The following is a 24144-nucleotide window of genomic DNA, read 5'->3' on the forward strand; positions in this document are numbered from 1 at the left end:
ATGTCCCGACTCAATCCCCGGCAGCAAGAAGCCGTGAACTACGTCGGCGGCCCTCTATTGGTGCTCGCCGGTGCTGGCTCCGGCAAGACCAGCGTGATCACGCGCAAAATCGCGCACCTGATCCAGAACTGCGGCATCCGTGCCCAGTACATCGTCGCCATGACCTTTACCAACAAGGCCGCGCGCGAGATGAAAGAGCGGGTCGGCACCCTGCTGCGGGCCGGCGAAGGTCGCGGCCTGACCGTCTGCACGTTCCACAACCTCGGTCTGAACATCATCCGCAAGGAACACGTGCGGCTGGGCTACAAACCCGGTTTCTCGATCTTCGACGAGACCGACGTCAAAGCCCTGATGACCGACATCATGCAGAAGGAGTACGCGGGAGACGACGGCGTCGACGAGATCAAGAACATGATCGGCGCCTGGAAAAACGACCTGATCCTGCCGCCTCAGGCGCTGGAGAACGCGCGCAATCCCAAGGAACAGACCGCCGCCATCGTCTACACCCACTACCAGCGCACGCTGAAAGCGTTCAACGCTGTGGACTTCGACGACCTGATCCTGCTGCCGGTAAAACTCTTCGAAGAACATGCCGACATCCTCGAAAAGTGGCAGAACAAGGTGCGTTACCTGCTGGTCGACGAATACCAGGACACCAACGCCAGCCAATATTTGCTGGTGAAAATGCTCATCGGCAAGCGCAACCAGTTCACCGTGGTCGGCGACGACGACCAGTCGATCTACGCTTGGCGCGGCGCGCGGCCGGAAAACCTGATGCTGCTCAAGGACGACTATCCGTCCCTGAAAGTGGTGATGCTCGAGCAGAACTACCGCTCCACCAGCCGCATCCTGCGCTGCGCCAACGTGCTGATCTCGAACAACCCGCACGAATTCGAAAAGCAGCTGTGGAGCGAGATGGGCCACGGCGACGAGATCCGCGTGATCCGCTGCCGCAACGAGGACGCCGAAGCCGAGCGCGTGGCCATGGAAATCCTCAGCCTGCACTTGCGCACCGACCGTCCGTACAGCGATTTCGCCATCCTTTATCGCGGCAACTACCAGGCCAAGCTGATCGAACTGAAGCTGCAGCACCACCAGGTGCCGTACCGCCTGAGCGGCGGCAACAGCTTCTTCGGCCGCCAGGAAGTGAAAGACCTGATGGCCTACTTCCGCCTGATCGTCAACCCGGATGACGACAACGCCTTCCTGCGCGTGATCAACGTGCCACGCCGCGAAATCGGCTCGACCACCCTGGAAAAACTCGGCAACTACGCCACCGAACGCAAAATTTCGATGTACGCCGCCACCGACGAAATCGGTCTGGGCGAACATCTGGACAGCCGCTTCACCGATCGCCTGTCGCGCTTCAAACGCTTCATGGACAAGGTCCGTGAGCAGTGCGCCGGCGAGGATCCGATCTCGGCGCTGCGCAGCATGGTCATGGACATCGACTATGAGAACTGGCTGCGCACCAACAGCTCCAGCGACAAGGCGGCCGATTACCGGATGAGCAACGTCTGGTTCCTGATCGAGGCGTTGAAAAACACCCTTGAAAAGGACGAAGAAGGCGAAATGACCGTCGAGGACGCCATCGGCAAACTGGTCCTGCGCGACATGCTCGAACGTCAGCAGGAAGAGGAGGATGGCGCCGAAGGCGTGCAGATGATGACGCTGCATGCGTCCAAGGGTCTGGAATTCCCTTACGTGTTCATCATGGGCATGGAAGAGGAAATCCTCCCGCACCGCTCCAGCATCGAAGCCGACACCATCGAAGAAGAACGCCGACTGGCCTACGTGGGCATCACCCGCGCGCGCCAGACCTTGGCGTTCACTTTCGCCGCCAAGCGCAAGCAGTACGGCGAGATCATCGACTGCGCGCCGAGCCGCTTCCTCGATGAGCTACCGCCGGACGATCTGGCCTGGGAAGGCAACGACGACACACCGACCGAAGTCAAAGTCGTGCGTGGCAATAGCGCATTGGCTGATATACGCGCGATGTTAAAGCGCTAGAATTGACCACTTTTTTTACTAGACCTTCGGCGCACAAAGCGCCAAAAGAGGACAGCTTCATGGAAGCATTGCACCAGAAAATCCGCGAACAAGGCATTGTGCTTTCCGACCAGGTCCTGAAGGTCGACGCCTTCCTGAACCACCAGATCGACCCGGCCCTGATGAAGCTGATCGGCGACGAATTCGCCTCGCTGTTCAAGGACTCGGGCATCACCAAGATCGTCACCATCGAAGCCTCAGGGATAGCCCCGGCGATCATGACCGGTCTGAACCTCGGCGTGCCGGTGATCTTCGCCCGCAAGCAACAGTCCCTGACCCTGACCGAAAACCTGCTGTCGGCGACCGTTTACTCCTTCACCAAAAAGACCGAAAGCACCGTGGCGATCTCTCCGCGCCACCTGACCAGCAGCGACCGCGTGCTGATCATCGACGACTTCCTGGCCAACGGTAAGGCGTCACAAGCGCTGATCTCGATCATCAAGCAGGCGGGCGCAACCGTTGCCGGTCTGGGCATCGTGATCGAGAAGTCGTTCCAGGGCGGCCGCGCCGAACTGGATTCGCAGGGCTACCGCGTTGAATCGCTGGCTCGGGTGAAATCGCTGAAGGATGGCGTGGTCACTTTCATCGAATAAAGCCACACCGCAGCCCCCCTGTAGGAGTGAGCCTGCTCGCGATAGCGTAGTGTCAGTCGATATATTCGTCGGTTGAAACACCGCTATCGCGAGCAGGCTCACTCCTACAGTTGTTTTGGGTCAGGCAGTTATTGGGTGGTGGCTTTGAGGCCGGTGAGCAGCAGGCGTTGGAAGAGGTCTTCTTTCAGGCCTTCCGGGTTTGTCAGCTGCATGCGTTCGAGGTGTTCGGGGTATAGCGATGCCTCGGGCGCATCGAGGGCTGCTTTGCCGAGATCGAGGATTTCGGTGAGTTTGAATTTGCTCTTCAGCCAGTTCAGCGCCCGCAGCAAATCCCGTTCGATCGCAGTGAAATCACAGCCCAGCGGATACTCCGGAAACAGGTTCGGATGCCGTGCGGCGATCGCCTGCAGACGCTGCGGTGTGTTATCGGCAAAGCGTGGGTCGAGGCGGAAATCCTTTGGCAGCTTGCCGACCTTTTGCGCTTGCTCGATCAGCCCCTGCTGGAAGCGCGAGTCACTAATGTTCAGCAGCGACTCGATCACTACTGCGTCGGCTTTGCCGCGCAGATCAGCGATGCCGTACTCGGTCACGACGATGTCGCGCAGATGCCGTGGGATCGTGCAATGGCCGTATTCCCAGACGATGTTGGAACTGACGTCACCACCGGATTCGCGCCAGCTACGCAGGATCAGAATCGATCGGGCATCGTGCAGCGCGTGGCCCTGCGCGACGAAGTTGTACTGCCCGCCGACACCGCTGAGTACCCGTCCATCCTCCAGTTGATCCGCCACACCGGCACCGAGCAAAGTCATGGTGAACACGGTGTTGATGAATCGCGCGTCAAGACGCTGCAAGCGCTTGAGCTCTTCCTGCCCATACAACTCGTTGATGTAACTGATGCGGGTCATGTTGAATTCGAGGCGTTTGCTCTGCGGTAACTCACGCAGGCGCTCGTAGAAACTGCGCGGGCCAAGGAAGAAACCGCCGTGCACCGAGATGCCGTCAGTCTGCGCCGCCTCGTCGAGGGTGCCGGCGTTGGCCTGTTCCTGCGTTGGCACATCGGGGTAGACCTTGCGGCGGATGATCCCGGCATCCGCCAGCACCAGCAGGCCGTTGACGAACATTTCGCTGCAACCGTACAGGCCTTTGGCGAACGGCCCCGTGCCGCCCTCGCGTTCGATCAATTGCGCCCACTGGCTGAGGTTGATGTCATTGAGTAACGCTGTGTATCCGGCGTTATCTGCCTGACGGGCGAGCAGAGCGGCGGTCAGGGCATCGCCCATCGAGCCGATGCCGATCTGCAATGTACCGCCGTCGCGCACCAGCGTGCTGGCGTGCAAGCCAATGAAATGATCCTGAAAGCCCACCGGCATGTTCGGCGTGGAAAACAGCGTGCTGCTGTCCTTCGCGTCGATCAGCAGGTCGAAGGTGTCGATATCGACTTCGGCATCACCGGGCATGTACGGCAGATCGGTGTGCACCTGACCGACCAGCAAAATGGTCTCCCCGGCGTGGCGGCGCTTGGCGATCATCGGCAACAGGTCGAGGGTAATGTCGGGATTGCAACTCAGGCTCAGTCGATCGGGATGCTCGCTGCTGCTGGCCAGTAATTGCGCCACCAGATTGAGCCCGGCGGCGTTGATGTCGCGGGCGGCGTGGCTGTAATTGCTGCTGACGTAATCCTGCTGGGCCGGCGCGCTGTTGAGCAGGCTGCCGGGCTGCATGAAGAACTGTTCGATGCGGATGTTGGCGGGCAGGCTGTCGCGGTGCAGGTCGGCGAGGAAATCGAATTCCGGATAGTCACCGAAGACGCGCTCGACGAAGGGTTCGATAAAGCGCTTCTGCAAACCATCGCCCAGGTTCGGACGGCCAAGGCACAGGGCAGTGTAGATCGTCAGTTGCCGCTCGGGCAGGCCTTTGATCCGCCGGTACAGGGCGTTGACGAAGTGATTGGGCTTGCCCAACCCCAGCGGCATGCCCATGTGGATATGCGCCGGCAACCGCGCCAGCACGTCGTCCACCGCCTGTTCGATCGAACACAACTGCACCATCTGAAGCCTCCTGCCCGTTCCGTGAATAGGGGTAGACCGAGCTTGCCTTGAGTTTGCTGCAAAGGACAGCCCAAATTCCTGGACGATTGTCGGCCACGGGAGTTTTTTATGACTGGAGATTGTTTGCCCTCACCCTAGCCCTCTCCCGGAGGGAGAGGGGACTGATTGGGGGATATTGGAGAGGTACGCCGACGTGAACCTGCTTTGCCGAATCCATAATCGACTTGATGTTTCAGGTCGATGTCGGACGAAAGACAACTCGGTCTGCCCCCTCTCCCTCCGGGAGAGGGCTGGGGTGAGGGGTTCTTGAATCGCGCCCACAAAAAAACCGTCCGAAGACGGTTTTTTTCGTCAGAAGTGCGCCTTACTTCAGGCCAGACATCTTCTGGATCGCGCCCTTCAACTCATCATCCGAGCAATCGGCGCAGGTGCCTTTCGGCGGCATGGCATTGATGCCGGTAATGGCCTTGGCCAGGATGCCGTCGAGGCCACCCTGATGATCAGCACGCTCTTTCCACGCTGCGGTGTCACCGATCTTCGGCGCGCCCAACAACCCGGTACCGTGGCAAGCATTGCAATGCTTGGCAATCACCTCATCCGGGGTTTTCGCCCCGCCACCGCCGCCTGCGGAAGCGGCAACTTCCGTCCCCTTGCATTCCTGACCTTGTACACACACCTGGCCAACCGGCTCCAGGCGTTTGGCAATGTCGTCATTCGTCGCAGCTTGAGCGCTGACAGCCCAGAGGGCCAGTACGGTTGCTGGTGCGGCCAGCATTTTCATAATTAGGTTCACGCGTTCACCCTCAATGGTGGCTATTCACGCCTGCGGCCACGGTTCGCAGGCGGGCGGAAGTATAGCGGGTAGCCCGCCACACTGAAACAACCCCATAGTCGAAGGGGTTATACCGCACGGTAGATAAACGGTCCGGATGCCTTTGCCATCATGGCTTGGCACCTCTTTGTTAAAAATTCGCCGGCGTGGCTGCGCTGATTAGTCGCGCAGGCGCGTCGAACGGATTACGAAAACGGTGCGGCTTGGTACTTTCAAAGTAGTAGCTGTCGCCGGCTTCGAGAATAAAAGTTTCCAGACCCACCACCAGTTCCAGACGACCTTCCACCAGAATCCCGGTTTCTTCGCCTTCATGGGTGAGCATTTCTTCGCCGGTGTCGGCACCCGGTGGGTAGATTTCGTTGAGGAAGGCGATGGCGCGGCTGGGGTGCGCGCGGCCGACCAGTTTCATGGTCACGGCGCCGTCGGAGATGTCGATCAGCTCATTGGCCTTGTAGACGATCTGGGTCGGGACTTCCTGCAGGATTTCTTCGGAAAAGAACTCGACCATGGACATGGGAATCCCGCCCAGTACCTTCCTCAGCGAACTGATCGAAGGGCTGACGCTGTTCTTTTCGATCATCGAAATGGTGCTGTTGGTGACGCCCGCGCGTTTGGCGAGTTCACGCTGGGAAAGCCCTTTGAGCTTGCGGATCGATTGCAGTCGTTCACCGACGTCCAAGGCGGGAGCCTCCTGATGTTGTAAGAATATTGAGCGTTATCATGGCGACAGCGTTCAGTATTTACAACACTTGGCCCCCGCAGCGGCGTCAACCCTCGGAATAGAGCCTTGGCACTCGGCGCAGATTGCAAAAGATCTGGTACGGAATGGTGTCGGCCCACTGCGCCACTTCGCTGGCGAGGATGTTTTTGCCCCACAGCTCAACGCTCGAACCGAGGCCAGCTTCAGGCACATCGGTGAGGTCGATGCAGAGCATGTCCATCGACACGCGACCGAGAATCCGGCTGCGTTTACCCGCCACCAGTACCGGCGTTCCGGTCGGCGCCTGACGCGGGTAGCCGTCGGCGTACCCCATGGCGACCACGCCGATGCGCATCGGTTTGTCGGTGATGAATTTGGCGCCGTAGCCGATCGGCTCGCCAGCGGGCAGCTCACGCACACAGATGACTTTCGATTCGAGGGTCATCACCGGTTGCAGGCGCTCGGCCACAGCGTTGGCTTCTTCAAACGGCGTCGCACCATAAAGCATGATGCCCGGGCGCACCCAATCGCTGTGAATCTGCGGCCAACCGAGCACAGCCGGCGAGTTGCGCAAGCTGACTTCCGCCGCCAGGCCCTGACGCGCCGCTTCAAACACCGCGACTTGTTCGGTGCTGCTCTGCGCGTGCAGCTCATCTGCACGGGCGAAGTGGCTCATCAACACGATCTTCGCCACTTTGCCGCTGGCCAGCAGCCGTTGGTAGGCTGCCGGGTAATCCTTGGGATGCAGACCAACGCGGTGCATGCCCGAATCAAGCTTCAGCCACACGGTGATCGGCTTGCTCAGTGTCGCCTGCTCGATCGCTTCGAGCTGCCACAGCGAATGCACCACGGTCCAGAAATCATGCTCGACAACCAGCGCCAGCTCATCGGCTTCGAAGATGCCTTCGAGCAACAACACCGGGGCCTTGATGCCGGCCGCGCGCAACTCCAGCGCTTCTTCGATGCAGGCGACGGCAAAACCGTCGGCCTCGGCTTCCAGTGCCTGGGCGCAACGCACCGCGCCATGGCCGTAGGCGTCCGCCTTGATCACCGCAAGCGCCTTGGCACCAGTGACTTCGCGGGCAATTCGGTAGTTGTGGCGCAGGGCTTCTAGGTCGATCAGGGCACGGGCAGGACGCATGGCGGCAGACTTCTAGGCGGTCATGGGAAGAAAAACCGGCGCCGACTGACGACGTGAACCGCCAACAGCGCCGGGAGAGGGATCTTTACAACGGTTACGGCAGCGCGGCGACGATGGAAATTTCCACCAGAATGCTCGGCTTGGCCATCTTCGCTTCGACGGTGGCACGGGCCGGGGCAGCACCTTTTGGCAGCCACTGGTCCCACACCGAGTTCATCCCGGCGAAGTGCGCCTCGATGTCGTTCAGGTAGATCGTCGCCGAGAGCAGATGCTGTTTGTCGGTGCCAGCCAGATCGAGCAAGCGCTCGATATTGGCCAGTACCTCGCGAGTCTGCTGTTCAATCCCGGCGTCGAAGTCGTCGCCGACCTGCCCGGCCAGATACACGGTGCCGTTGTGGCTGACGATCTGACTCATGCGCTCATTGGTGAGCTGGCGCTGGATTGCCATGTTTTGCGGACTCCTGGGTCTTGTTGCCGTAACGGGAAATATCGAGGCCTTCGGCGCTGATCTGCGGCTTTTTCTTCGCCATCAGATCGGCCAGCAAACGACCGGAGCCGCACGCCATGGTCCAACCGAGCGTGCCGTGACCGGTGTTGAGGAACAGATTCTTGAACGGTGTGGCGCCAACGATCGGCGTGCCGTCCGGGGTGGTCGGACGCAGACCGGTCCAGAAACTTGCCTCAGCCAGATTACCGCCCTGAGGATAAAGGTCGTTGACGATCATCTCCAGGGTTTCGCGCCGGCGCGGGTTCAGCGACAGGTCAAAACCGGCGATCTCGGCCATGCCACCGACGCGGATGCGGTTGTCGAAACGGGTGATCGCGACCTTGTAGGTCTCGTCGAGAATGGTCGAGGTCGGGGCCATTGCCGGGTTGGTGATCGGCACGGTCAGCGAGTAACCCTTGAGCGGATACACCGGGGCCTTGATGCCCAGCGGTTTGAGCAGTTGCGGCGAGTAGCTGCCGAGCGCCAGTACGTAGCGGTCAGCGGTTTCCAGCTTGCCGTCGATCCACACACCGTTGATGCGATCACCGGCGTAGTCGAGTTTCTGAATGTCCTGGCCAAAGCGGAATTCGACACCGAGTTTCACGGCCATTTCGGCGAGGCGCGTGGTGAAGATCTGGCAGTCGCCGGTCTGGTCATTCGGCAGGCGCAGGGCACCGGCGAGGATGTCAGTGACACCCGCCAGGGCCGGCTCTACGCGGGCAATGCCGGCGCGGTCGAGTACTTCAAACGGCACGCCGGATTCTTTCAGCACGGCGATGTCTTTGGCGGCGTTATCCAGTTGTGCCTGGGTGCGGAACAGCTGAGTCGTGCCGAGGCTGCGGCCTTCGTAGGCGATGCCGGTTTCGGCGCGCAATTCATCGAGGCAGTCGCGGCTGTACTCGGACAGACGCACCATGCGCTCCTTGTTCACCGCGTAACGGCTGGCGGTGCAGTTGCGCAGCATCTGCGCCATCCACAGGTACTGGTCGATGTCGGCGGTGGCTTTTATCGCGAGAGGGGCGTGGCGCTGCAACAGCCACTTGATCGCCTTCAGCGGCACGCCCGGCGCGGCCCACGGCGAGGCGTAGCCCGGCGAGACCTGGCCGGCGTTGGCGAAACTGGTCTCCATGGCCGCGGCTGGCTGTCGGTCGACCACCACCACTTCAAACCCGGCACGGGCCAGATAGTAAGCACTGGCGGTACCGATGACGCCGCTACCCAAGACCATTACGCGCATTTTTGTATCCCTCATCGCGGCGGGGCCGCGTACGTCTGTTGTTAGAGCAATGATGCGCGCAGTGTAAAAAAGAAATGCCAGTGCTTTTCACTATATAAGCGCCTATATTTGGCGACAATTCTCGGCAAAAACCCTTTTCACGGAGGCGCATCCCCTATGCGTACCAACACTCAGACCAAACGTGAGCTGGACAAGATCGACCGCAATATCTTGCGGATCCTGCAGGCGGACGGGCGGATTTCCTTTACCGAACTTGGGGAAAAGGTCGGCCTCTCTACCACGCCCTGCACCGAACGAGTACGGCGTCTGGAGCGCGAAGGAATCATCATGGGCTACAACGCCCGGCTGAATCCGCAGCATTTGAAGGGTAGCTTGCTGGTGTTCGTCGAGATCAGCCTCGACTACAAATCCGGCGACACTTTCGAGGAGTTCCGACGCGCGGTGCTGAAGTTGCCGCACGTGCTGGAGTGTCATCTGGTGTCGGGGGATTTCGACTATCTGGTGAAGGCGCGGATTTCCGAGATGGCGTCTTACCGCAAGCTGCTCGGCGACATTCTGCTGAAGCTGCCGCATGTGCGCGAGTCGAAGAGCTATATCGTGATGGAAGAGGTTAAAGAGAGCTTGAGCTTACCTATTCCGGATTGAAGATCGCTGGCGCTCCATTCGCGAGCAGGCTCGCTCCCACAGGGAAATGCATTCCAAATGTGGGAGCGAGCCTGCTCGCGATGGCGTCGACTCGGTTCCGAGTGAACGCGCTAAACCAACACCTGCCGATTCGCCGCCATGTACTCGAATATCTGCTTCTCCACTCTCGGATGAATCAGCTCCACCGGGCGCCGCTCATTCGGGCAAGGCAAGGTCTTGGTCGTGCCGAACAAACGGCAAATCAACGGCCGCTCTTCATACACCGTGCAGCCGTTCGGCCCCAGGTGCACACAGTTCAGCTCTTCCATCGCCGCATCTTGCTCGGCGCGGGTCTTGCGTGGCAGGCGGGCCATTTCTTCCGGCGAAGTGGTCACCGGGCCGCAGCAATCGTGGCAGCCGGGCACGCACTCGAACGAGGGTATCTGCTGGCGCAAGGTGCGGATTTTCTGGCTGTTGCAGCTCATTGCAGCGATGACCGAGGAGGAATAGGCGACAATTGTGCCGCAAAAGCCGAGATCCAGACACCGCAGGCCGACCAATGTTGCCCACATTCGGGCGTGCGGCTTATGCTCCGTCAAATTTTCTCGACACTTAGCCGTTGGATGACGCCCATGACTGCCCGCGCCTTTACCTCCGCGAGCCAACCCCACGTTGCCTCTTACTACGCCGCCAGCAGCCTGCCGCAGCCCGATCACCCGGTGTTGCAAGGTGACGTGCTGGCCGACGTCTGTGTGGTCGGCGGCGGCTTTTCCGGGTTGAACACGGCGCTGGAACTGGCCGAACGCGGCCTCAGCGTGGTGTTGCTGGAAGCGCACAAGATCGGTTGGGGCGCCAGCGGTCGCAACGGCGGGCAGCTTATTCGCGGCGTCGGTCACGGCCTCGATCAGTTCACCAACGTCATCGGTGCCGACGGCGTGCGCGAGATGAAACTGATGGGCCTGGAAGCAGTGGAAATCGTTCGCCAGCGCGTCGAGCGTTTTCAGATTGCCTGCGACCTGACCTGGGGCTATTGCGACCTCGCCAACAAACCGTCCGACCTCGAAGGCTTTGCCGAAGACGCCGAAGAACTGCGTGGCCTTGGCTATCGCTACGAAACCCGCTTGCTGCAAGCCCACGACATGCACACGGTGGTCGGTTCCAAACGCTATGTCGGCGGCTTGATCGACATGGGCTCCGGGCATCTGCATCCGCTGAACCTGGCCTTGGGCGAAGCAGCAGCAGCGCAGCAACTGGGCGTTAAACTGTTTGAACACTCGGCAGTGACGCGTATCGATTACGGCCCTGAAGTCAAAGTCCATACAGCTCAAGGTTCGGTGCGCGCCAAGACCCTCGTGCTTGGCTGCAACGCGTATCTCAGTGATCTGAATCCGCAACTCAGCGGCAAGGTCCTGCCCGCGGGCAGCTACATCATCGCCACCGAGCCGTTGAGCGAAGAACAGGCGCATAACCTGCTGCCGCAGAACATGGCGGTCTGCGACCAACGTGTCGCGCTGGATTATTACCGACTCTCGGCGGATCGTCGTTTGCTGTTCGGCGGCGCCTGCCACTATTCGGGACGCGATCCAAAGGATATCGGCGCCTACATGCAGCCGAAGATGCTCGAAGTGTTCCCGCAACTCGCTGGCGTGAAAATCGACTATCAGTGGGGCGGCATGATCGGTATCGGCGCGAACCGCTTGGCGCAGATTGGCCGGCTCGCGGACCAGCCGAACGTGTATTACGCCCAGGCCTATTCAGGCCACGGGGTGAATGCCACGCACCTGGCGGGCAAGTTATTGGCCGAAGCGATCAGCGGGCAGCAAAGCGGGGGCTTTGATCTGTTTGCCAAGGTGCCGCACATCACCTTCCCGGGCGGCAAGCATTTGCGTTCGCCGTTGTTGGCGTTGGGGATGTTGTGGCATCGCCTTAAAGAGTTGGTCTGAGTGATCGTTCCCACGCTCTGCGTGGGAATGCATCCAGTGACGCTCTGCGTCACAGCGGACGCGGAGCGTCCGGCGCGGCGCTCCCACGCAGAGCGTGGGAGCGATCAGTGGTTGTCAGATCCGCCAGAACGGCTTCAACCCCTCCTCCTGCGCCTGCTCACGCGTCAGCCCGATGTCCTTGAGCTGATCCGCCGTCAGCGCCAGCAACGCCTTGCGCGTGTGCAGACGATGCCACAACAGACTCCAGCGACTCAGGCCGGACGGCGCATTGCGCATGATCTCATTGCGCGCACTGTCATTCTGCCCTGCCGCCAGTTCCTGACCGTGTAACGTCAACCGCACATCGCTCAAGCCGTTCATTTTCAATGCTCCTGTTTACTTGGGTAGCCAGAGATTCCATGATGCGCGGGCGAGCAAAACCATTACAGATTCAAAGACACTGTATTAACTCCATACAGATTTGCCGCTTTGTCGACTGAATTGTCGATTTTTGCGAGATCTGTACTGGTTTATCGAATCACCGCACCGAGGCAGCGCCATGACCCTTTATGTAAACCTCGCCGAATTGCTCGGCACGCGCATCGAAAACGGCTTCTATCGCCCAGGTGACCGGCTGCCATCGGTGCGCGCCTTGAGCGTCGAACACGGGGTCAGTCTGAGCACGGTGCAACAAGCCTATCGCGTGCTCGAAGACAGCGGCCTGGCCACGCCGAAACCCAAGTCCGGCTACTTTGTGCCGGTCGGCCGCGAACTGCCGGAGCTGCCCGCCGTCGGCCGTCCGGCGCAGCGCCCGGTGGAGATTTCGCAGTGGGATCAAGTGCTGGAGTTGATTCGTGCGGTGCCGCGCAAGGATGTCGTGCAACTGGGTCGTGGCATGCCGGACATCAGCTCGCCGACGATGAAGCCTTTGCTGCGTGGGCTGGCGCGGATCAGCCGCCGTCAGGACATGCCCGGTCTGTATTACGACAACATCCACGGCACTCTAGAACTGCGCGAACAGATCGCTCGACTGATGCTCGACTCCGGCTGCCAGTTGAGCGCGAGCGATCTGGTGATCACCACCGGTTGCCACGAAGCGCTGTCTACCAGCATCCACGCGATCTGCGAACCGGGAGACATTGTCGCGGTGGACTCGCCAAGCTTTCATGGCGCCATGCAGACCCTCAAAGGCCTGGGCATGAAAGCCCTGGAAATTCCCACCGACCCGCTCACCGGGATCAGCCTCGAAGCGCTGGAACTGGCACTGGAACAATGGCCGATCAAGGTCATCCAGCTCACGCCCAACTGCAATAACCCGCTCGGCTACATCATGCCGGAGTCGCGCAAACGCGCCCTGCTCAACCTCGCGCAGCGCTTCGACGTAGCGATCATCGAGGACGACGTGTATGGCGAACTGTCCTACACCTACCCGCGCCCTCGCACGATCAAATCCTTCGACGAAGACGGCCGTGTGCTGTTGTGCAGTTCGTTTTCCAAGACCCTTGCGCCGGGGCTGCGCATTGGCTGGGTCGCGCCGGGTCGATACCTTGAGCGGGTGTTGCACATGAAATACATCAGCACCGGCTCGACCGCGCCGCAGCCGCAGATCGCTATCGCCGAATTTCTCAAGGCTGGCCATTTCGAACCGCATTTGCGGCGCATGCGCACGCAATACCAGCGCAGTCGCGACCTGATGATCGATTGGGTGACCCGCTACTTTCCGGCGGGCACCCGCGCCAGCCGGCCGCAAGGCAGCTTTATGCTGTGGGTCGAGTTGCCGGAAGGTTTCGACACCCTGAAACTCAATCGCGAGTTGCTTGACCAAGGCGTACAGATTGCCGTCGGCAGCATCTTTTCCGCCTCAGGCAAGTACCGCAATTGCCTGCGGATGAACTACGCTGCCAAACCGACAGCGCAGATCGAAGAGGCGGTGCGCAAGGTCGGCGAGACCGCTGTCAGATTGCTGGCGGAAGCCGACTGACCTTTTTCCAGAGAACCGCGTCCATATGCCGACCCTTGCCGCCAACCGGAATGATCCTACGTGAGCTTCAGACAGCCCCTACTCGCTTCGCTGTTACTCGCCTCGTTCCTGAGCGGCTGTGCCAGTCTCGATGTCCCGCGCGAGCCAAGTCAGGCGTTGCCGGCATCCGATTCCAGCTTCGGTCGTTCGATTCAGGCGCAAGCGGCGCCCTACCATGGCCGCTCAGGGTTTCGCCTGCTGTCCAACAGCAGCGAGGCGTTCACCGCCCGCGCCGAACTGATCCGCAACGCCCAGACCAGCCTTGATCTGCAGTACTACATCGTCCATGACGGCATCAGCACGCGAATGCTGGTGGAGGAACTGCTCAAGGCTGCCGATCGCGGCGTGCGCGTGCGCATTCTGCTCGACGACACCACCAGCGACGGTCTGGACCAGATCATCGCCACGCTGGCGGCGCATCCGCAGATCCAGATTCGTCTGTTCAACCCGCTGCATCTGGGCCGCAGCACCGGCGTCACCCGCGCGGCAGGCCGCTTGTTCAACCTGTCGCTGCAACACCGGCGCATGCACAACAAGTTGTGGCTGGCGGATAACAGCGTGGCCATCGTCGGCGGGCGCAATCTCGGTGACGAATATTTCGACGCCGAGCCAAACCTGAATTTCACCGACATCGATATGCTCAGTGTCGGGCCGGTGGCCGAGCAGCTCGGGCACAGTTTCGACCAGTACTGGAACAGCGCCCTGAGCAAACCGATCGACGAATTCCTTACCAGCCAACCGACCGTCAAGGACCTGGAGAACACCCGCACACGCCTGGAAGAATCGCTGGAGGAAACCCGCAAACAGAATCACGCGCTGTACCAGCAGTTGATGACGTTCAAGACCGCACCGCGCATGGACATCTGGCGCAAAGAGCTGATCTGGGCATGGAATCAGGCGCTGTGGGATGCGCCGAGCAAGGTCTTGGCCAAGGGTGAGCCGGATCCGCAATTGCTGTTAACCACGCAGTTGGGTCCGGAGCTGCGCGGCGTCAGCAAAGAACTGATCATGATTTCGGCGTATTTCGTGCCGGGCCAGCCAGGGCTGGTTTACCTGACCGGTCGTGCCGATGCCGGCGTCTCGGTAAGCCTTCTGACCAACTCGCTGGAAGCCACCGATGTGCCAGCGGTGCACGGCGGCTATGCGCCGTATCGCAAAGCGTTGCTGGAGCATGGCGTGAAACTGTATGAACTGCGCCGTCAGCCTGGGGATAACTACGGCAGTGGCCCGCATGTTTTTTACAGCAAATCGTTTCGCGGCTCTGATTCAAGCTTGCACAGCAAAGCGATGATCTTTGATCGGCAGAAGTCGTTTATCGGCTCGTTCAACTTCGACCCGCGTTCGGTGTTGTGGAACACCGAGGTTGGGGTCTTGGTCGACAGTCCGGAGTTGGCCGAGCATGTGCGTGAGCTGGCCTTGCAGGGGATGGCGCCGGCGCTGAGTTACGAGGCGAAGTTACAGGATGGCCAGATCGTCTGGATCACTGAGGACAACGGCCAGATGCACACCCTGACCAAGGAGCCGGGGAGTTGGTGGCGGCGGTTCAATGCGTGGTTCAGCACCACGGTAGGGCTTGAGCGAATGCTTTAAAAAAGCAAAGGATCGCAGCCTTCGGCAGCTCCTACAGTTGAAGTGTATTCCTCCTGTAGGAGCTGCCGAAGGCTGCGATCTTTTGATGTCAGGCAGGCTCAGTAACTGCGCCAAATGCACCTTGGCGCAACAGCAATATCACCAACCCGAACGCTCCGATCGCCATCAACAACGGCAACGCATGCCCACTGATCCACTGGCTGCCCGCCCCCGCGGCCAGCGGCCCGACCAGACAACCGACACCCCACAACTGCGCAATGTGCGCATTCGCCCGCACCAGCGCATCGTCACGATAACGCTCGCCAATCAGAATCAGCGACAGAGTGAACAAACCACCGGCACTCGCCCCGAACAATACCCACAATGGCCAGATCAGTAGCGTGTCGAGCAACAGCGGAATCGCCAGACTCGACACCATCAACACCACCGCACAACCGGCGAATAGCGTACGCCGTGACAGATAATCGGCCAGCGCACCAATCGGCAGTTGCAGCAGCGCATCACCCACCACCACCGTGCTGACCATCGCCAGCGCAATCTCGGCAGTGAAGCCCTGTTGCAGGCAATACACCGGCAGTAACGTCAGGATCATCGCCTCGAATGCGGCGAACAACGACACCGCCCAGGCAATCGCCGGCAATTCACGGGCGAAGCCCCACAATTCCTTGAACGTTACGCTGCTGGCTTCACTGCTCGGCGCACCGCTGCGACCCAGCAAGAGCAATGGCGACAGCAACAGCAAAGCGACACCGACCCAGAAACCGTAATCATGCTCGGTACCCAGCGCGCCCAACAGCAACGGACCCGACAGTTGGCTCAACGCATAGCTGCTGCCATACAGCGCCACCAGTCGCCCGCGCCAGTTCTCGACCACCAGTTGATTGATCCAGCTCTCGCCGAGGATGAACACGATGGTCAGGATCACCCCGATCATCAGCCGTAGCACCAGCCAGATCGGGTAGCTCGGCAGCAACGCCAACAGACCGATCGACAGCGCCCCGGCCCACAGGCACAGGCGCATCAGGTTCGCCGTGCCGAAACGTGCCGCCAGATGACTGGAAATCTTCGCGCCCAACAACACGCCAATTGCTGGCATCGCTGCCATTACACCAATGGCGAAGGAGCCGTAGCCCCAACCTTCGAGGCGCAACGACACCAACGGCATGCTGACCCCCAGGGCCAGGCCGACACTCAAGACAGACGCCAACACGGCGAAATACGTCGCCCACCGCATGTTCCACGCTCCTGTGGATTATTTTTTTAGAGGCCACATCAAACAAATGTGGGAGCGAGCCTGCTCGCGAATGCGACTGCACATTCAGCACATGGGCTGACTGATACACCGCTTTCGCGAGCAGGCTCGCTCCCACAGGGATCTGCCTCGTCTGGAGGATCTGCTCTTGCGAACAGACCCTCCTAACGGCTTACAGCTTGATCCACGTCGCTTTCAGCTCAGTGTACTTGTCGAACGCGTGCAGCGATTTGTCGCGACCGTTACCCGACTGCTTGAAGCCGCCGAACGGTGCGGTCATATCACCACCATCGTACTGGTTAACCCACACGCTGCCGGCGCGCAGTGCCTTGGCGGTCAAATGCGCCTTGGAGATGTCCTGGGTCCATACCGCAGCGGCCAAGCCATACGGCGTGTCGTTGGCGATCTGGATCGCTTCTTCAGCCGTATCGAAAGCGATGACCGACAGCACCGGGCCGAAGATCTCTTCCTGAGCGATCTTCATCGCGTTGCTCACGCCATCGAAAATGGTCGGCTCAACGTAAGTGCCGCCGGTTTCCTGAAGAATGCGCTTACCGCCAGCCACCAGTTTGGCGCCATCGGTGTGCCCGGATTCGATGTACGACAGCACGGTGTTCATCTGCTGAGTGTCGACCAGCGCACCGACGTTGGTCGCCGGATCCAACGGATTGCCCGGCTTCCAGGTTTTCAGCGCCTCGATCACCATCGGCAGGAATGTGTCCTTGATCGAACGCTCGACCAGCAGACGCGAACCGGCGGTGCAGACTTCGCCCTGGTTGAAGGCGATGGCGCTGGCAGCGGATTCGGCAGCCGCTTGCAGATCCGGCGCATCGGCAAAGACGATGTTCGGGCTCTTGCCGCCGGCTTCCAGCCAGACGCGTTTCATGTTCGATTCGCCGGAGTAGATCATCAGTTGCTTGGCGATTTTGGTCGAACCGGTGAACACCAGCGTGTCGACATCGTTGTGCAGGGCCAGCGCCTTGCCGACGGTGTGACCGTAGCCCGGCAGCACGTTGAGCACGCCTTTCGGAATACCGGCTTCAACAGCCAGCGCAGCGATACGGATGGCGGTCAGCGGGGATTTTTCCGATGGCTTGAGGATCACCGAGTTACCGGTCGACAGCGCCGGGCCGAGTTTCCAGCAGGCCATCATCAGCGGGAAGTTCCACGGCACGATGGCGCCGACAACGCCCACTGGCTCGCGGGTCACCAGACCCAGCTGGTCGTGCGGCGTAGCGGCGACTTCGTCGTAGATCTTGTCGATCGCTTCACCGCTCCAGCTCAGCGCTTGCGCCGCACCCGGAACGTCGATGTACAGCGAATCGCTGATCGGCTTGCCCATGTCGAGGGTTTCGAGCAGGGCCAGTTCTTCGGCGTGCTGCTTAAGCAGGCCGGCAAAACGAATCATGGTGGCTTTGCGTTTGGTCGGCGCCAGGCGCGACCAGACGCCGGAATTGAAAGTAGCGCGGGCGTTTTCCACGGCGCGCTGGGCGTCGGCGGCGTCACAGCTGGCGATCTTGCCAAGCAGACGGCCATCGACCGGACTGATGCACTCGAAGGTCTCGCCGGAGACGGCGTCGGTGTATTCGCCATTGAGGTAGGCGCGGCCTTCGATTTTCAGGTCGCGGGCGCGTTGTTCCCAGTCGGCACGAGTCAGGGTGGTCATTTCGAGTGTCCTCCGCTTGTTGAATACGAGCGCCGCGCGATCTTCGCCAGCGTCCTCAGGAATTCTGCCCGGCCAGCCGGTTTTTCGGCCAGAGGCACCCGCCACCCTAAACCAGCGGCCGGGGTTGTTTCAATATATTTGACATAAGGTGGTCATACGGCCTTGCGGTGTTGATTTTAATCAACATAGACTTTGACCCTTTCCAGCCAATCGCGCCGTATTCACGGGGGATAACAACAATGAACATCCAGAACGTCGTCGACATCAGCCTGACCAGCAGCGAAGCCGAACGCTATCGCCCGGACCCGGCGAAGGTGCTGAAGGGAGATCCTGAGCAAGCGGTGTTCCATCAGTACGAAAGCCCCTGTGGGCAGATGGGCGTTGGCGTTTGGGAAGGTGCGATCGGGCAGTGGACGGTGAATTACACCGAGCATGAGTACTGCGAAATCCTGCAGGGGGTCTCGGTGCTGCGTGACGGCGAGGGCAATGCCAAGACGTTGCGCGTTGGCGACCGGTTTGTGATTCCGGCAGGGTTTCGGGGCACTTGGGAAGTGCTTGAGGCTTGCCGCAAGATCTATGTGATCTTTGAACAGAAGGCTTGAGGATTTTCGCTGGCTGATCCGGCCCTATCGCGAGCAGGCTCACTCCTACAGGTGACCGCATTCCAATTTAGGAGTGAGCCTGCTCGCGATAGGGCCAGAACAGGAAACACAAAATCCGAGGCAACAAAAAAGGCCCGTATCGTGAGATACGGGCCTTTTTCGTAAGTCGGGAAAAATCAATTACTTGATTTTGCCTTCCTTGTAGATCACGTGCTTGCGAACAACCGGATCATATTTCTTGATCTCGATTTTGTCCGGGGTAGTACGCTTGTTCTTGTCGGTAGTGTAGAAGTGACCAGTACCGGCGCTCGAGATCAAACGAATCAATTCACGCATGATTAGCTCCCTTAAATCTTGCCATCGCGGCGAAGTTCGGCGAGCACGACAGTGATGCCACGCTTGTCGATGATACGCATGCCTTTGGCAGATACGCGCAGACGCACAAAACGTTTCTCTTCTTCAACCCAGAAGCGGTGATGCTGCAGGTTCGGCAGGAAACGACGACGGGTTTTGTTGTTTGCGTGGGAAATGTTATTCCCAGTCACCGGACCCTTACCGGTAACTTGACATACTCTCGACATGCCTCAGCCCTCTAAAACCACATGCCCAACCCGGCATGGGTTGGCCGCTTAATCTCTCAGTCATTTGGCGCCAGGCGCCGCGTTTCTTTAGAGGTCTTACCGGCTACACCTACAGTGAAGGAACCGGGCCCCTAGAAAAGAGCGCTGCTTTATACCAGAAAGACTTCAGAGCAACAACATTCGGTGTGCAAACAATCCACAAAAAGGCGCTTTTTCAGCCTGCGAACGGCTTGGATAAAGGCTGGCATCGATTTTTACCACTCGTCGCAGAAAACCACCCTTGCGGGCGATTCAGACTTTTTACCGCGCACCGCGGTCTGAAAAACCGCCATCACTGTGCCCCGAAAATGCAAAAAGGGGATAGTCATTTGTAATCCAGACCTCTAGGGTAGGCCTTTTCCAGACTGCACTTGCAGATGGGCCTTCGATCTGTAAAAGGAAACCGACCATGCGCCTCGCTGCCCTACCCCTGTTGCTCGCCCCGCTCCTGCTGAGCCCCCTGGCCCAGGCCGCCGCGCTGAGCGTCTGCACCGAGGCCAGCCCTGAAGGGTTCGACGTGGTGCAGTACAACTCGCTGACCACCACCAACGCCTCGGCCGACGTGCTGATGAACCGTCTGGTTGAATTCGACACCGCCAGCGGCAAAGTCGTGCCGAGCCTGGCCGACAGCTGGGAAGTCAGCACCGATGGCCTGACGTATGTCTTCAAGCTACACCCGCAGGTGAAGTTTCATACGACTGACTACTTCAGGCCGAGCCGTGAGCTGACCGCAGAAGACGTCAAATTCAGCTTCGACCGCATGCTCGACCCGGCCAACCCGTGGCACAAAGTCGCCCAAAGCGGCTTCCCCCATGCGCAATCGATGCAGTTGCCAGCGCTGATCAAGAAGATCGACGCGCTCGATCCGCTGACCGTGCGTTTCACCCTTGATCACCCGGACTCGACCTTCCTGGCGACACTGAGCATGGGCTTCGCCTCGATCTACTCCGCCGAATACGCCGACAAATTGATGAAGGCCAACGCCACGGACAAGCTCAACAGCCAGCCGATCGGTACCGGCCCGTTTGTGTTCAACCGCTTCCAGAAAGACGCGGCGATTCGCTACAAGGCCAACCCGGATTACTTTGGCGGCAAGCCTTCGGTAGACCCGTTGATCTTCGCCATCACCCCGGACGCCAACGTGCGCCTGCAAAAGCTACGGCGCAACGAATGCCAGATCGCCCTGTCGCCAAAACCTTTGGACGTACAGGCCGCGCTGAAAGAGCCGACACTAAAAGTCGAAAAGACTGACGCCTTCATGACCTCTTTCGTTGGCATCAACAGCCAGCATCCGCCGCTGGACAAGCCAGAGGTGCGTCAGGCCATCAACCTCGCCTTCGACAAGGCCAACTACATCAAGGCGGTGTTCGAAGACACCGCCGAAGCGGCCAATGGCCCTTACCCACCGAACACCTGGAGTTATGCGAAGAACCTGCCGGGTTACCCGCATGACGTGGCCAAAGCCAAGGCGCTGATGGCCAAGGCCGGTTTGAAAGACGGCTTCCAGACCACCATCTGGACGCGTCCATCAGGCAGCCTGCTCAACCCGAACCCAAGCCTCGGTGCACAGTTGTTGCAATCGGATCTGGCGGAAATCGGTATTCAGGCGGAAATCCGCGTGATCGAGTGGGGCGAACTGATTCGCCGCGCCAAGGCGGGCGAGCATGACCTGCTGTTCATGGGCTGGGCCGGCGACAACGGCGACCCGGACAATTTCCTGACACCGCAGTTTTCCTGCGCCGCGGTCAAATCGGGCACCAACTTCGCGCGCTACTGCAATGCCGATCTGGACAAGCTGATCAGCGCCGGCAAGACCACCAGCGAACAAGGTGTACGCACCAAGCTGTACGAGCAGGCGCAGGCGCAGATTCAGCAGCAGGCGTTGTGGTTGCCGCTGGCGCATCCGACCGCTTATGCGCTGACACGTAAGGACGTGCAGGGTTACTCGGTAAGCCCCTTTGGCCGCCAGGACTATTCGAAGGTAAACCTGAAATAACCTGCCCTGCACATAACGTGTAGGAGTGAGCCTGCTCGCGATGGCGTCATTTCAGTCAACCCATTCGGTGACTGGAAAATTGCTATCGCGAGCAGGCTCACTCCTACAGGGGTTTAGCGTTTTTCCCCTGAACTTTACATCCAGCCACACTCAGCCATCGACAACGGCTCACCATCGCCGACGATGAAGTGATCGAGCACCCGCACATCAATCAGCTCCAGTGCCTTTTGCAGTCGCTTGGTCAGCAGCCGATCTGCCTGACTGGGGTCAGTGTTCCCCGATGGATGGTTGTGGCACAGGATCAACGCAGCGGCGTTATTGGCCAAACATCGCTTCACAACCTCGCGTGGATGCACGCTGGTGTTGTCGATTGAGCCGCGAAACAGTATCTCGAAATTCAGTACTTGATGTTTGGAGTCGAGAAACAGGCAACCAAACACCTCATGCGGTTCGTGACGCAGCATCGATTTCAGATAATCGCGAACGACCTGAGGGTTTTCCAGGGCTGGTTTCTGCCGTGATTTCTCAGCCAGATGCCGCCTGTTCATTTCCTGAGCAGCTTGCAGTTGCGCAAACTTCGCCGGCCCGAGCCCCAATTGTTTGCTGAATTCGTCCTGATCGGCCTCAAGCAGCAAACGCAGGCTGCCGAATTGAGTCAACAGATTGCGCGCCAGATCCACAGCACTTAGTCCGGGCAACCCGGTGCGCAGAAAAATCGCCAGTAACTCAGCGTCTGAAAGGCTCGCTGCCCCGTGTTCCAACAACCTTTCCCGCGGACGTTCCGCCGCAGGCCAATCGCGAATACTCATAGCACTTCCCTGTCTGTGGGCGCCGCTGTTCCGTAGCGGTCGCTGTGATATCGTAGCCCATCTTTTTTGCGGGCGAATTCACCCTGGGGAGGGGGTTTCGCCACGTATGTCACCCACGAAATGAAAGGCAGACCTATGCAGCGGCTGTATCGGAAACGCATCGTGCTCGGCGTCGGCGGCGGCATCGCGGCCTACAAGAGCGCCGATCTGGTTCGTCGCCTGATCGATCAGGGTGCCGAAGTACGCGTGGTCATGACCCATGGCGGCGCCGAGTTCATCACCCCGCTGACAATGCAAGCGCTGTCCGGCCACCCAGTCCACCTCGACTTGCTCGACCCGGCTGCCGAAGCCGCGATGGGCCACATCGAGCTGGCGAAATGGGCCGATCTGGTACTGATCGCCCCGGCCACCGCCGACCTGATCGCCCGCCTGGCCCAAGGCATCGCCAACGATTTGCTGACCACCCTGGTGCTGGCCACCGACGCCGTTGTGGCAGTCGCGCCGGCAATGAATCAGGCGATGTGGCGTGATCCGGCGACCCAGGCCAACCTGCAACTCCTGGAAAGTCGTGGCCTGAAGACCTTCGGCCCGGCCTCGGGTAGCCAGGCCTGCGGCGACGTCGGCATGGGCCGCATGATGGAGGCCACCGACCTCGCACAATGCGCGGCGGACTGCTTCCAGCGCCAGGCGCTGACCGGCAAACACGTCGTCATCACCGCCGGCCCGACTCAGGAAAACATCGACCCGGTTCGCTACATCACTAACCACAGCTCAGGCAAAATGGGCTTCGCCCTCGCTGAAGCCGCAGTTGAGGCCGGCGCCCGCGTCACGCTGATCAGCGGCCCGGTGCACCTGCCGACACCGGATCGCGTCACGCGTATCGACGTGGTCAGCGCCCGCGACATGCTCGCGGCTTGCGAGTCGGCGATCCCGTGCGATGTGTTCATCGCCTCGGCAGCCGTTGCGGACTACCGCCCGGAAGTCGTCGCCCCGCAAAAACTCAAGAAAGATCCTACGAGCGGTGACGGCTTCGTCCTGCAAATGGTGCGTAACCCGGACATCCTGGCCACCATCGCGACGCGTCCCGACCGTCCGTTCAGTGTCGGTTTCGCCGCCGAGACCGAACACCTGCTCGACTACGCTGCACGCAAGCTGAAGGACAAGAATCTCGATTTGATCGTCGCCAACGACGTCGCCAACCCGAGCATCGGTTTCAACAGCGAAGAAAACGCCTGCAGCGTGATTGACCGTGCGCTGCACGCCACGGTTTTCGCCCAGACCAGCAAGAGCAAGATCGCTCGCCAACTGGTCACCTTTATCGCCGAACGTCTGAACCAGGTTTAATTTACATGCACGCTTTGCAAGCCAAGATCCTCGACCCACGCATCGGCACCGAATTCCCGCTGCCGCAATACGCCACCCCGGGTTCCGCCGGCCTCGACCTGCGCGCCATGCTGGATCAGGACATCGTGATCAAGCCGGGTGAAACCGTGCTGATCCCCACCGGTCTGTCGGTTTACATCGGCGACCCGAACCTCGCCGCGCTGATCCTGCCGCGCTCGGGCATGGGCCATAAGCACGGCATCGTGCTGGGCAACCTCGTGGGTCTGATTGACTCGGATTATCAGGGCCCGCTGATGGTGTCTTGCTGGAACCGTGGCCAGACCGACTTCACCATGACCGTCGGCGAACGTCTGGCGCAACTGGTGCTGGTACCGGTGGTACAGGCGCATTTCGAAATGGTTGAAGAGTTCGTCGAAACCGAACGCGGCACTGGCGGATTTGGCCATACCGGCACCAAATAACCGGAGCCATCTTCTGTACGAGCTGCCGCAGGCTGCGATCTTTTGATTTTTAAGATCAAGATCAATAGATCGCAGCCTGCGGCAGCTCCTACGGGGGAAGTTTCAGCAGATCAGCTGAAAGGTTTAACACCGAAAATCAAGGTTTTGC

Annotated in this window: 23 protein-coding genes; 10 read left to right on the plus strand and 13 right to left on the minus strand. The window is 59.9% G+C overall.

Translation table 11 applies throughout. The features are described 5' to 3' along the window. Together rep and J0G10_RS00010 are read left to right on the plus strand one after the other, a co-directional pair. On the plus strand, positions 1-2010 hold the full coding sequence (gene rep, locus J0G10_RS00005; protein WP_220557163.1) for a DNA helicase Rep: 2010 nt from the start codon (positions 1-3) through the stop codon (positions 2008-2010). Between the two features lie 59 nt (positions 2011-2069). Continuing rightward, positions 2070-2642: a xanthine phosphoribosyltransferase gene (locus J0G10_RS00010; protein ID WP_007920398.1), complete on the plus strand. Its 573-nt coding sequence runs from the start codon at positions 2070-2072 to the stop codon at positions 2640-2642. A 128-nt stretch (positions 2643-2770) separates the two neighbouring features. Here J0G10_RS00010 and J0G10_RS00015 read toward each other — a convergent pair whose 3' ends face one another. From J0G10_RS00015 to dadA, 6 genes are all read right to left on the minus strand, one after another. Continuing rightward, positions 2771-4693: an acetyl-CoA hydrolase/transferase C-terminal domain-containing protein gene (locus J0G10_RS00015; RefSeq protein ID WP_220557164.1), complete on the minus strand. Its 1923-nt coding sequence runs from the start codon at positions 4691-4693 to the stop codon at positions 2771-2773. Between the two features lie 364 nt (positions 4694-5057). Next, a complete protein-coding gene (locus tag J0G10_RS00020; protein ID WP_220558818.1) occupies positions 5058-5474 on the minus strand; it encodes a c-type cytochrome in 417 nt (138 codons plus the stop codon). A 181-nt stretch (positions 5475-5655) separates the two neighbouring features. Next, positions 5656-6204, minus strand: coding sequence for a cupin domain-containing protein (locus tag J0G10_RS00025; protein ID WP_007920393.1), 549 nt, complete (start codon positions 6202-6204; stop codon positions 5656-5658). Positions 6205-6292: 88 nt separating this feature from the next. Further along, the gene (alr, locus tag J0G10_RS00030; protein WP_220557165.1) at positions 6293-7366 is read right to left on the minus strand and encodes an alanine racemase; all 1074 of its coding nucleotides are present in this window, start codon (positions 7364-7366) and stop codon (positions 6293-6295) included. 94 nt (positions 7367-7460) lie between these two features. Further along, positions 7461-7814 (minus strand): RidA family protein, encoded by a 354-nt coding sequence (locus tag J0G10_RS00035; RefSeq protein WP_042561737.1) that lies wholly within the window; start codon positions 7812-7814, stop codon positions 7461-7463. Then, the gene (gene dadA, locus J0G10_RS00040) at positions 7786-9090 is read right to left on the minus strand and encodes a D-amino acid dehydrogenase (RefSeq protein WP_095049334.1); all 1305 of its coding nucleotides are present in this window, start codon (positions 9088-9090) and stop codon (positions 7786-7788) included. The genes J0G10_RS00035 and dadA overlap by 29 nt, the downstream gene beginning before the upstream one ends. 156 nt (positions 9091-9246) lie before the next feature. Between dadA and J0G10_RS00045 the strand changes: the two genes are divergently transcribed. Beyond that, a complete protein-coding gene (locus J0G10_RS00045) occupies positions 9247-9735 on the plus strand; it encodes an Lrp/AsnC ligand binding domain-containing protein (RefSeq protein ID WP_003177284.1) in 489 nt (162 codons plus the stop codon). A gap of 110 nt (positions 9736-9845) precedes the next feature. Here the strand turns inward: J0G10_RS00045 and J0G10_RS00050 are convergent, their stop codons facing one another. Further along, positions 9846-10199: a YkgJ family cysteine cluster protein gene (locus J0G10_RS00050; protein WP_064389779.1), complete on the minus strand. Its 354-nt coding sequence runs from the start codon at positions 10197-10199 to the stop codon at positions 9846-9848. Positions 10200-10346: 147 nt separating this feature from the next. Here J0G10_RS00050 and J0G10_RS00055 point away from each other — a divergent pair, with 147 nt between their 5' ends. Continuing rightward, positions 10347-11657, plus strand: a complete 1311-nt coding sequence (locus tag J0G10_RS00055; RefSeq protein WP_220557166.1) for an NAD(P)/FAD-dependent oxidoreductase — start codon at positions 10347-10349, stop codon at positions 11655-11657. Between the two features lie 114 nt (positions 11658-11771). On the opposite strand, the gene J0G10_RS00060 is transcribed toward J0G10_RS00055, so the two are convergent. After that, entirely contained in the window at positions 11772-12017 is a 246-nt protein-coding gene (locus tag J0G10_RS00060) for a DUF1127 domain-containing protein (RefSeq protein ID WP_220557167.1), read from the minus strand. A gap of 178 nt (positions 12018-12195) precedes the next feature. On the opposite strand from J0G10_RS00060, the gene J0G10_RS00065 reads away from it, so the two are divergent. Beyond that, positions 12196-13617 carry an aminotransferase-like domain-containing protein gene (locus tag J0G10_RS00065; RefSeq protein ID WP_095049331.1) on the plus strand — a complete coding sequence of 474 codons (1422 nt, stop codon included), beginning with the start codon at positions 12196-12198 and terminating at the stop codon, positions 13615-13617. 60 nt (positions 13618-13677) lie between these two features. After that, a complete protein-coding gene (locus J0G10_RS00070; RefSeq protein ID WP_095049330.1) occupies positions 13678-15246 on the plus strand; it encodes a phospholipase D family protein in 1569 nt (522 codons plus the stop codon). An 88-nt stretch (positions 15247-15334) separates the two neighbouring features. Here the strand turns inward: J0G10_RS00070 and J0G10_RS00075 are convergent, their stop codons facing one another. Together J0G10_RS00075 and J0G10_RS00080 are read right to left on the minus strand one after the other, a co-directional pair. Next, the gene (locus J0G10_RS00075; RefSeq protein ID WP_095125019.1) at positions 15335-16480 is read right to left on the minus strand and encodes an MFS transporter; all 1146 of its coding nucleotides are present in this window, start codon (positions 16478-16480) and stop codon (positions 15335-15337) included. Between the two features lie 190 nt (positions 16481-16670). Next, positions 16671-18164, minus strand: a complete 1494-nt coding sequence (locus tag J0G10_RS00080; RefSeq protein WP_016985821.1) for an aldehyde dehydrogenase — start codon at positions 18162-18164, stop codon at positions 16671-16673. Positions 18165-18403: 239 nt separating this feature from the next. Here J0G10_RS00080 and J0G10_RS00085 point away from each other — a divergent pair, with 239 nt between their 5' ends. Beyond that, positions 18404-18766 (plus strand): cupin domain-containing protein, encoded by a 363-nt coding sequence (locus J0G10_RS00085; RefSeq protein ID WP_095049328.1) that lies wholly within the window; start codon positions 18404-18406, stop codon positions 18764-18766. A gap of 180 nt (positions 18767-18946) precedes the next feature. Here J0G10_RS00085 and rpmG read toward each other — a convergent pair whose 3' ends face one another. Together rpmG and rpmB are read right to left on the minus strand one after the other, a co-directional pair. After that, complete coding sequence (rpmG, locus tag J0G10_RS00090) at positions 18947-19102, minus strand: 50S ribosomal protein L33 (RefSeq protein ID WP_003177274.1); 156 nt, start codon at positions 19100-19102, stop codon at positions 18947-18949. Positions 19103-19113: 11 nt separating this feature from the next. Beyond that, positions 19114-19347 carry a 50S ribosomal protein L28 gene (gene rpmB, locus J0G10_RS00095; RefSeq protein ID WP_007920377.1) on the minus strand — a complete coding sequence of 78 codons (234 nt, stop codon included), beginning with the start codon at positions 19345-19347 and terminating at the stop codon, positions 19114-19116. A 448-nt stretch (positions 19348-19795) separates the two neighbouring features. On the opposite strand from rpmB, the gene J0G10_RS00100 reads away from it, so the two are divergent. Beyond that, entirely contained in the window at positions 19796-21382 is a 1587-nt protein-coding gene (locus tag J0G10_RS00100) for an ABC transporter substrate-binding protein (RefSeq protein WP_095049327.1), read from the plus strand. Between the two features lie 134 nt (positions 21383-21516). Here J0G10_RS00100 and radC read toward each other — a convergent pair whose 3' ends face one another. Further along, complete coding sequence (gene radC / locus J0G10_RS00105; RefSeq protein ID WP_093429665.1) at positions 21517-22191, minus strand: RadC family protein; 675 nt, start codon at positions 22189-22191, stop codon at positions 21517-21519. A 135-nt stretch (positions 22192-22326) separates the two neighbouring features. Between radC and coaBC the strand changes: the two genes are divergently transcribed. Next, the gene (gene coaBC, locus J0G10_RS00110; RefSeq protein ID WP_007920365.1) at positions 22327-23535 is read left to right on the plus strand and encodes a bifunctional phosphopantothenoylcysteine decarboxylase/phosphopantothenate--cysteine ligase CoaBC; all 1209 of its coding nucleotides are present in this window, start codon (positions 22327-22329) and stop codon (positions 23533-23535) included. Positions 23536-23540: 5 nt separating this feature from the next. After that, positions 23541-23996 carry a dUTP diphosphatase gene (gene dut / locus J0G10_RS00115; protein ID WP_095049326.1) on the plus strand — a complete coding sequence of 152 codons (456 nt, stop codon included), beginning with the start codon at positions 23541-23543 and terminating at the stop codon, positions 23994-23996. Positions 23997-24144: the final 148 nt, after the last annotated feature.

It is taken from the genome of Pseudomonas germanica (assembly GCF_019614655.1).
GTDB classification, from domain to species: Bacteria; Pseudomonadota; Gammaproteobacteria; order Pseudomonadales; family Pseudomonadaceae; genus Aquipseudomonas; species Aquipseudomonas neuropathica.

Coding starts and splice junctions, on each gene's coding strand:
- rep (WP_220557163.1), top strand. CDS start 1: ATGTCCCGACTCAATCCCCGGCAGCAAGAAGCCGTGAACTACGTCGGC.
- J0G10_RS00010 (WP_007920398.1), top strand. CDS start 2,070: ATGGAAGCATTGCACCAGAAAATCCGCGAACAAGGCATTGTGCTTTCC.
- J0G10_RS00015 (WP_220557164.1), bottom strand. CDS start 4,693: ATGGTGCAGTTGTGTTCGATCGAACAGGCGGTGGACGACGTGCTGGCG.
- J0G10_RS00020 (WP_220558818.1), bottom strand. CDS start 5,474: ATGAAAATGCTGGCCGCACCAGCAACCGTACTGGCCCTCTGGGCTGTC.
- alr (WP_220557165.1), bottom strand. CDS start 7,366: ATGCGTCCTGCCCGTGCCCTGATCGACCTAGAAGCCCTGCGCCACAAC.
- J0G10_RS00035 (WP_042561737.1), bottom strand. CDS start 7,814: ATGGCAATCCAGCGCCAGCTCACCAATGAGCGCATGAGTCAGATCGTC.
- dadA (WP_095049334.1), bottom strand. CDS start 9,090: ATGCGCGTAATGGTCTTGGGTAGCGGCGTCATCGGTACCGCCAGTGCT.
- J0G10_RS00045 (WP_003177284.1), top strand. CDS start 9,247: ATGCGTACCAACACTCAGACCAAACGTGAGCTGGACAAGATCGACCGC.
- J0G10_RS00050 (WP_064389779.1), bottom strand. CDS start 10,199: ATGAGCTGCAACAGCCAGAAAATCCGCACCTTGCGCCAGCAGATACCC.
- J0G10_RS00055 (WP_220557166.1), top strand. CDS start 10,347: ATGACTGCCCGCGCCTTTACCTCCGCGAGCCAACCCCACGTTGCCTCT.
- J0G10_RS00060 (WP_220557167.1), bottom strand. CDS start 12,017: ATGAACGGCTTGAGCGATGTGCGGTTGACGTTACACGGTCAGGAACTG.
- J0G10_RS00065 (WP_095049331.1), top strand. CDS start 12,196: ATGACCCTTTATGTAAACCTCGCCGAATTGCTCGGCACGCGCATCGAA.
- J0G10_RS00075 (WP_095125019.1), bottom strand. CDS start 16,480: ATGCGGTGGGCGACGTATTTCGCCGTGTTGGCGTCTGTCTTGAGTGTC.
- J0G10_RS00080 (WP_016985821.1), bottom strand. CDS start 18,164: ATGACCACCCTGACTCGTGCCGACTGGGAACAACGCGCCCGCGACCTG.
- J0G10_RS00085 (WP_095049328.1), top strand. CDS start 18,404: ATGAACATCCAGAACGTCGTCGACATCAGCCTGACCAGCAGCGAAGCC.
- rpmG (WP_003177274.1), bottom strand. CDS start 19,102: ATGCGTGAATTGATTCGTTTGATCTCGAGCGCCGGTACTGGTCACTTC.
- rpmB (WP_007920377.1), bottom strand. CDS start 19,347: ATGTCGAGAGTATGTCAAGTTACCGGTAAGGGTCCGGTGACTGGGAAT.
- J0G10_RS00100 (WP_095049327.1), top strand. CDS start 19,796: ATGCGCCTCGCTGCCCTACCCCTGTTGCTCGCCCCGCTCCTGCTGAGC.
- radC (WP_093429665.1), bottom strand. CDS start 22,191: ATGAGTATTCGCGATTGGCCTGCGGCGGAACGTCCGCGGGAAAGGTTG.
- coaBC (WP_007920365.1), top strand. CDS start 22,327: ATGCAGCGGCTGTATCGGAAACGCATCGTGCTCGGCGTCGGCGGCGGC.
- dut (WP_095049326.1), top strand. CDS start 23,541: ATGCACGCTTTGCAAGCCAAGATCCTCGACCCACGCATCGGCACCGAA.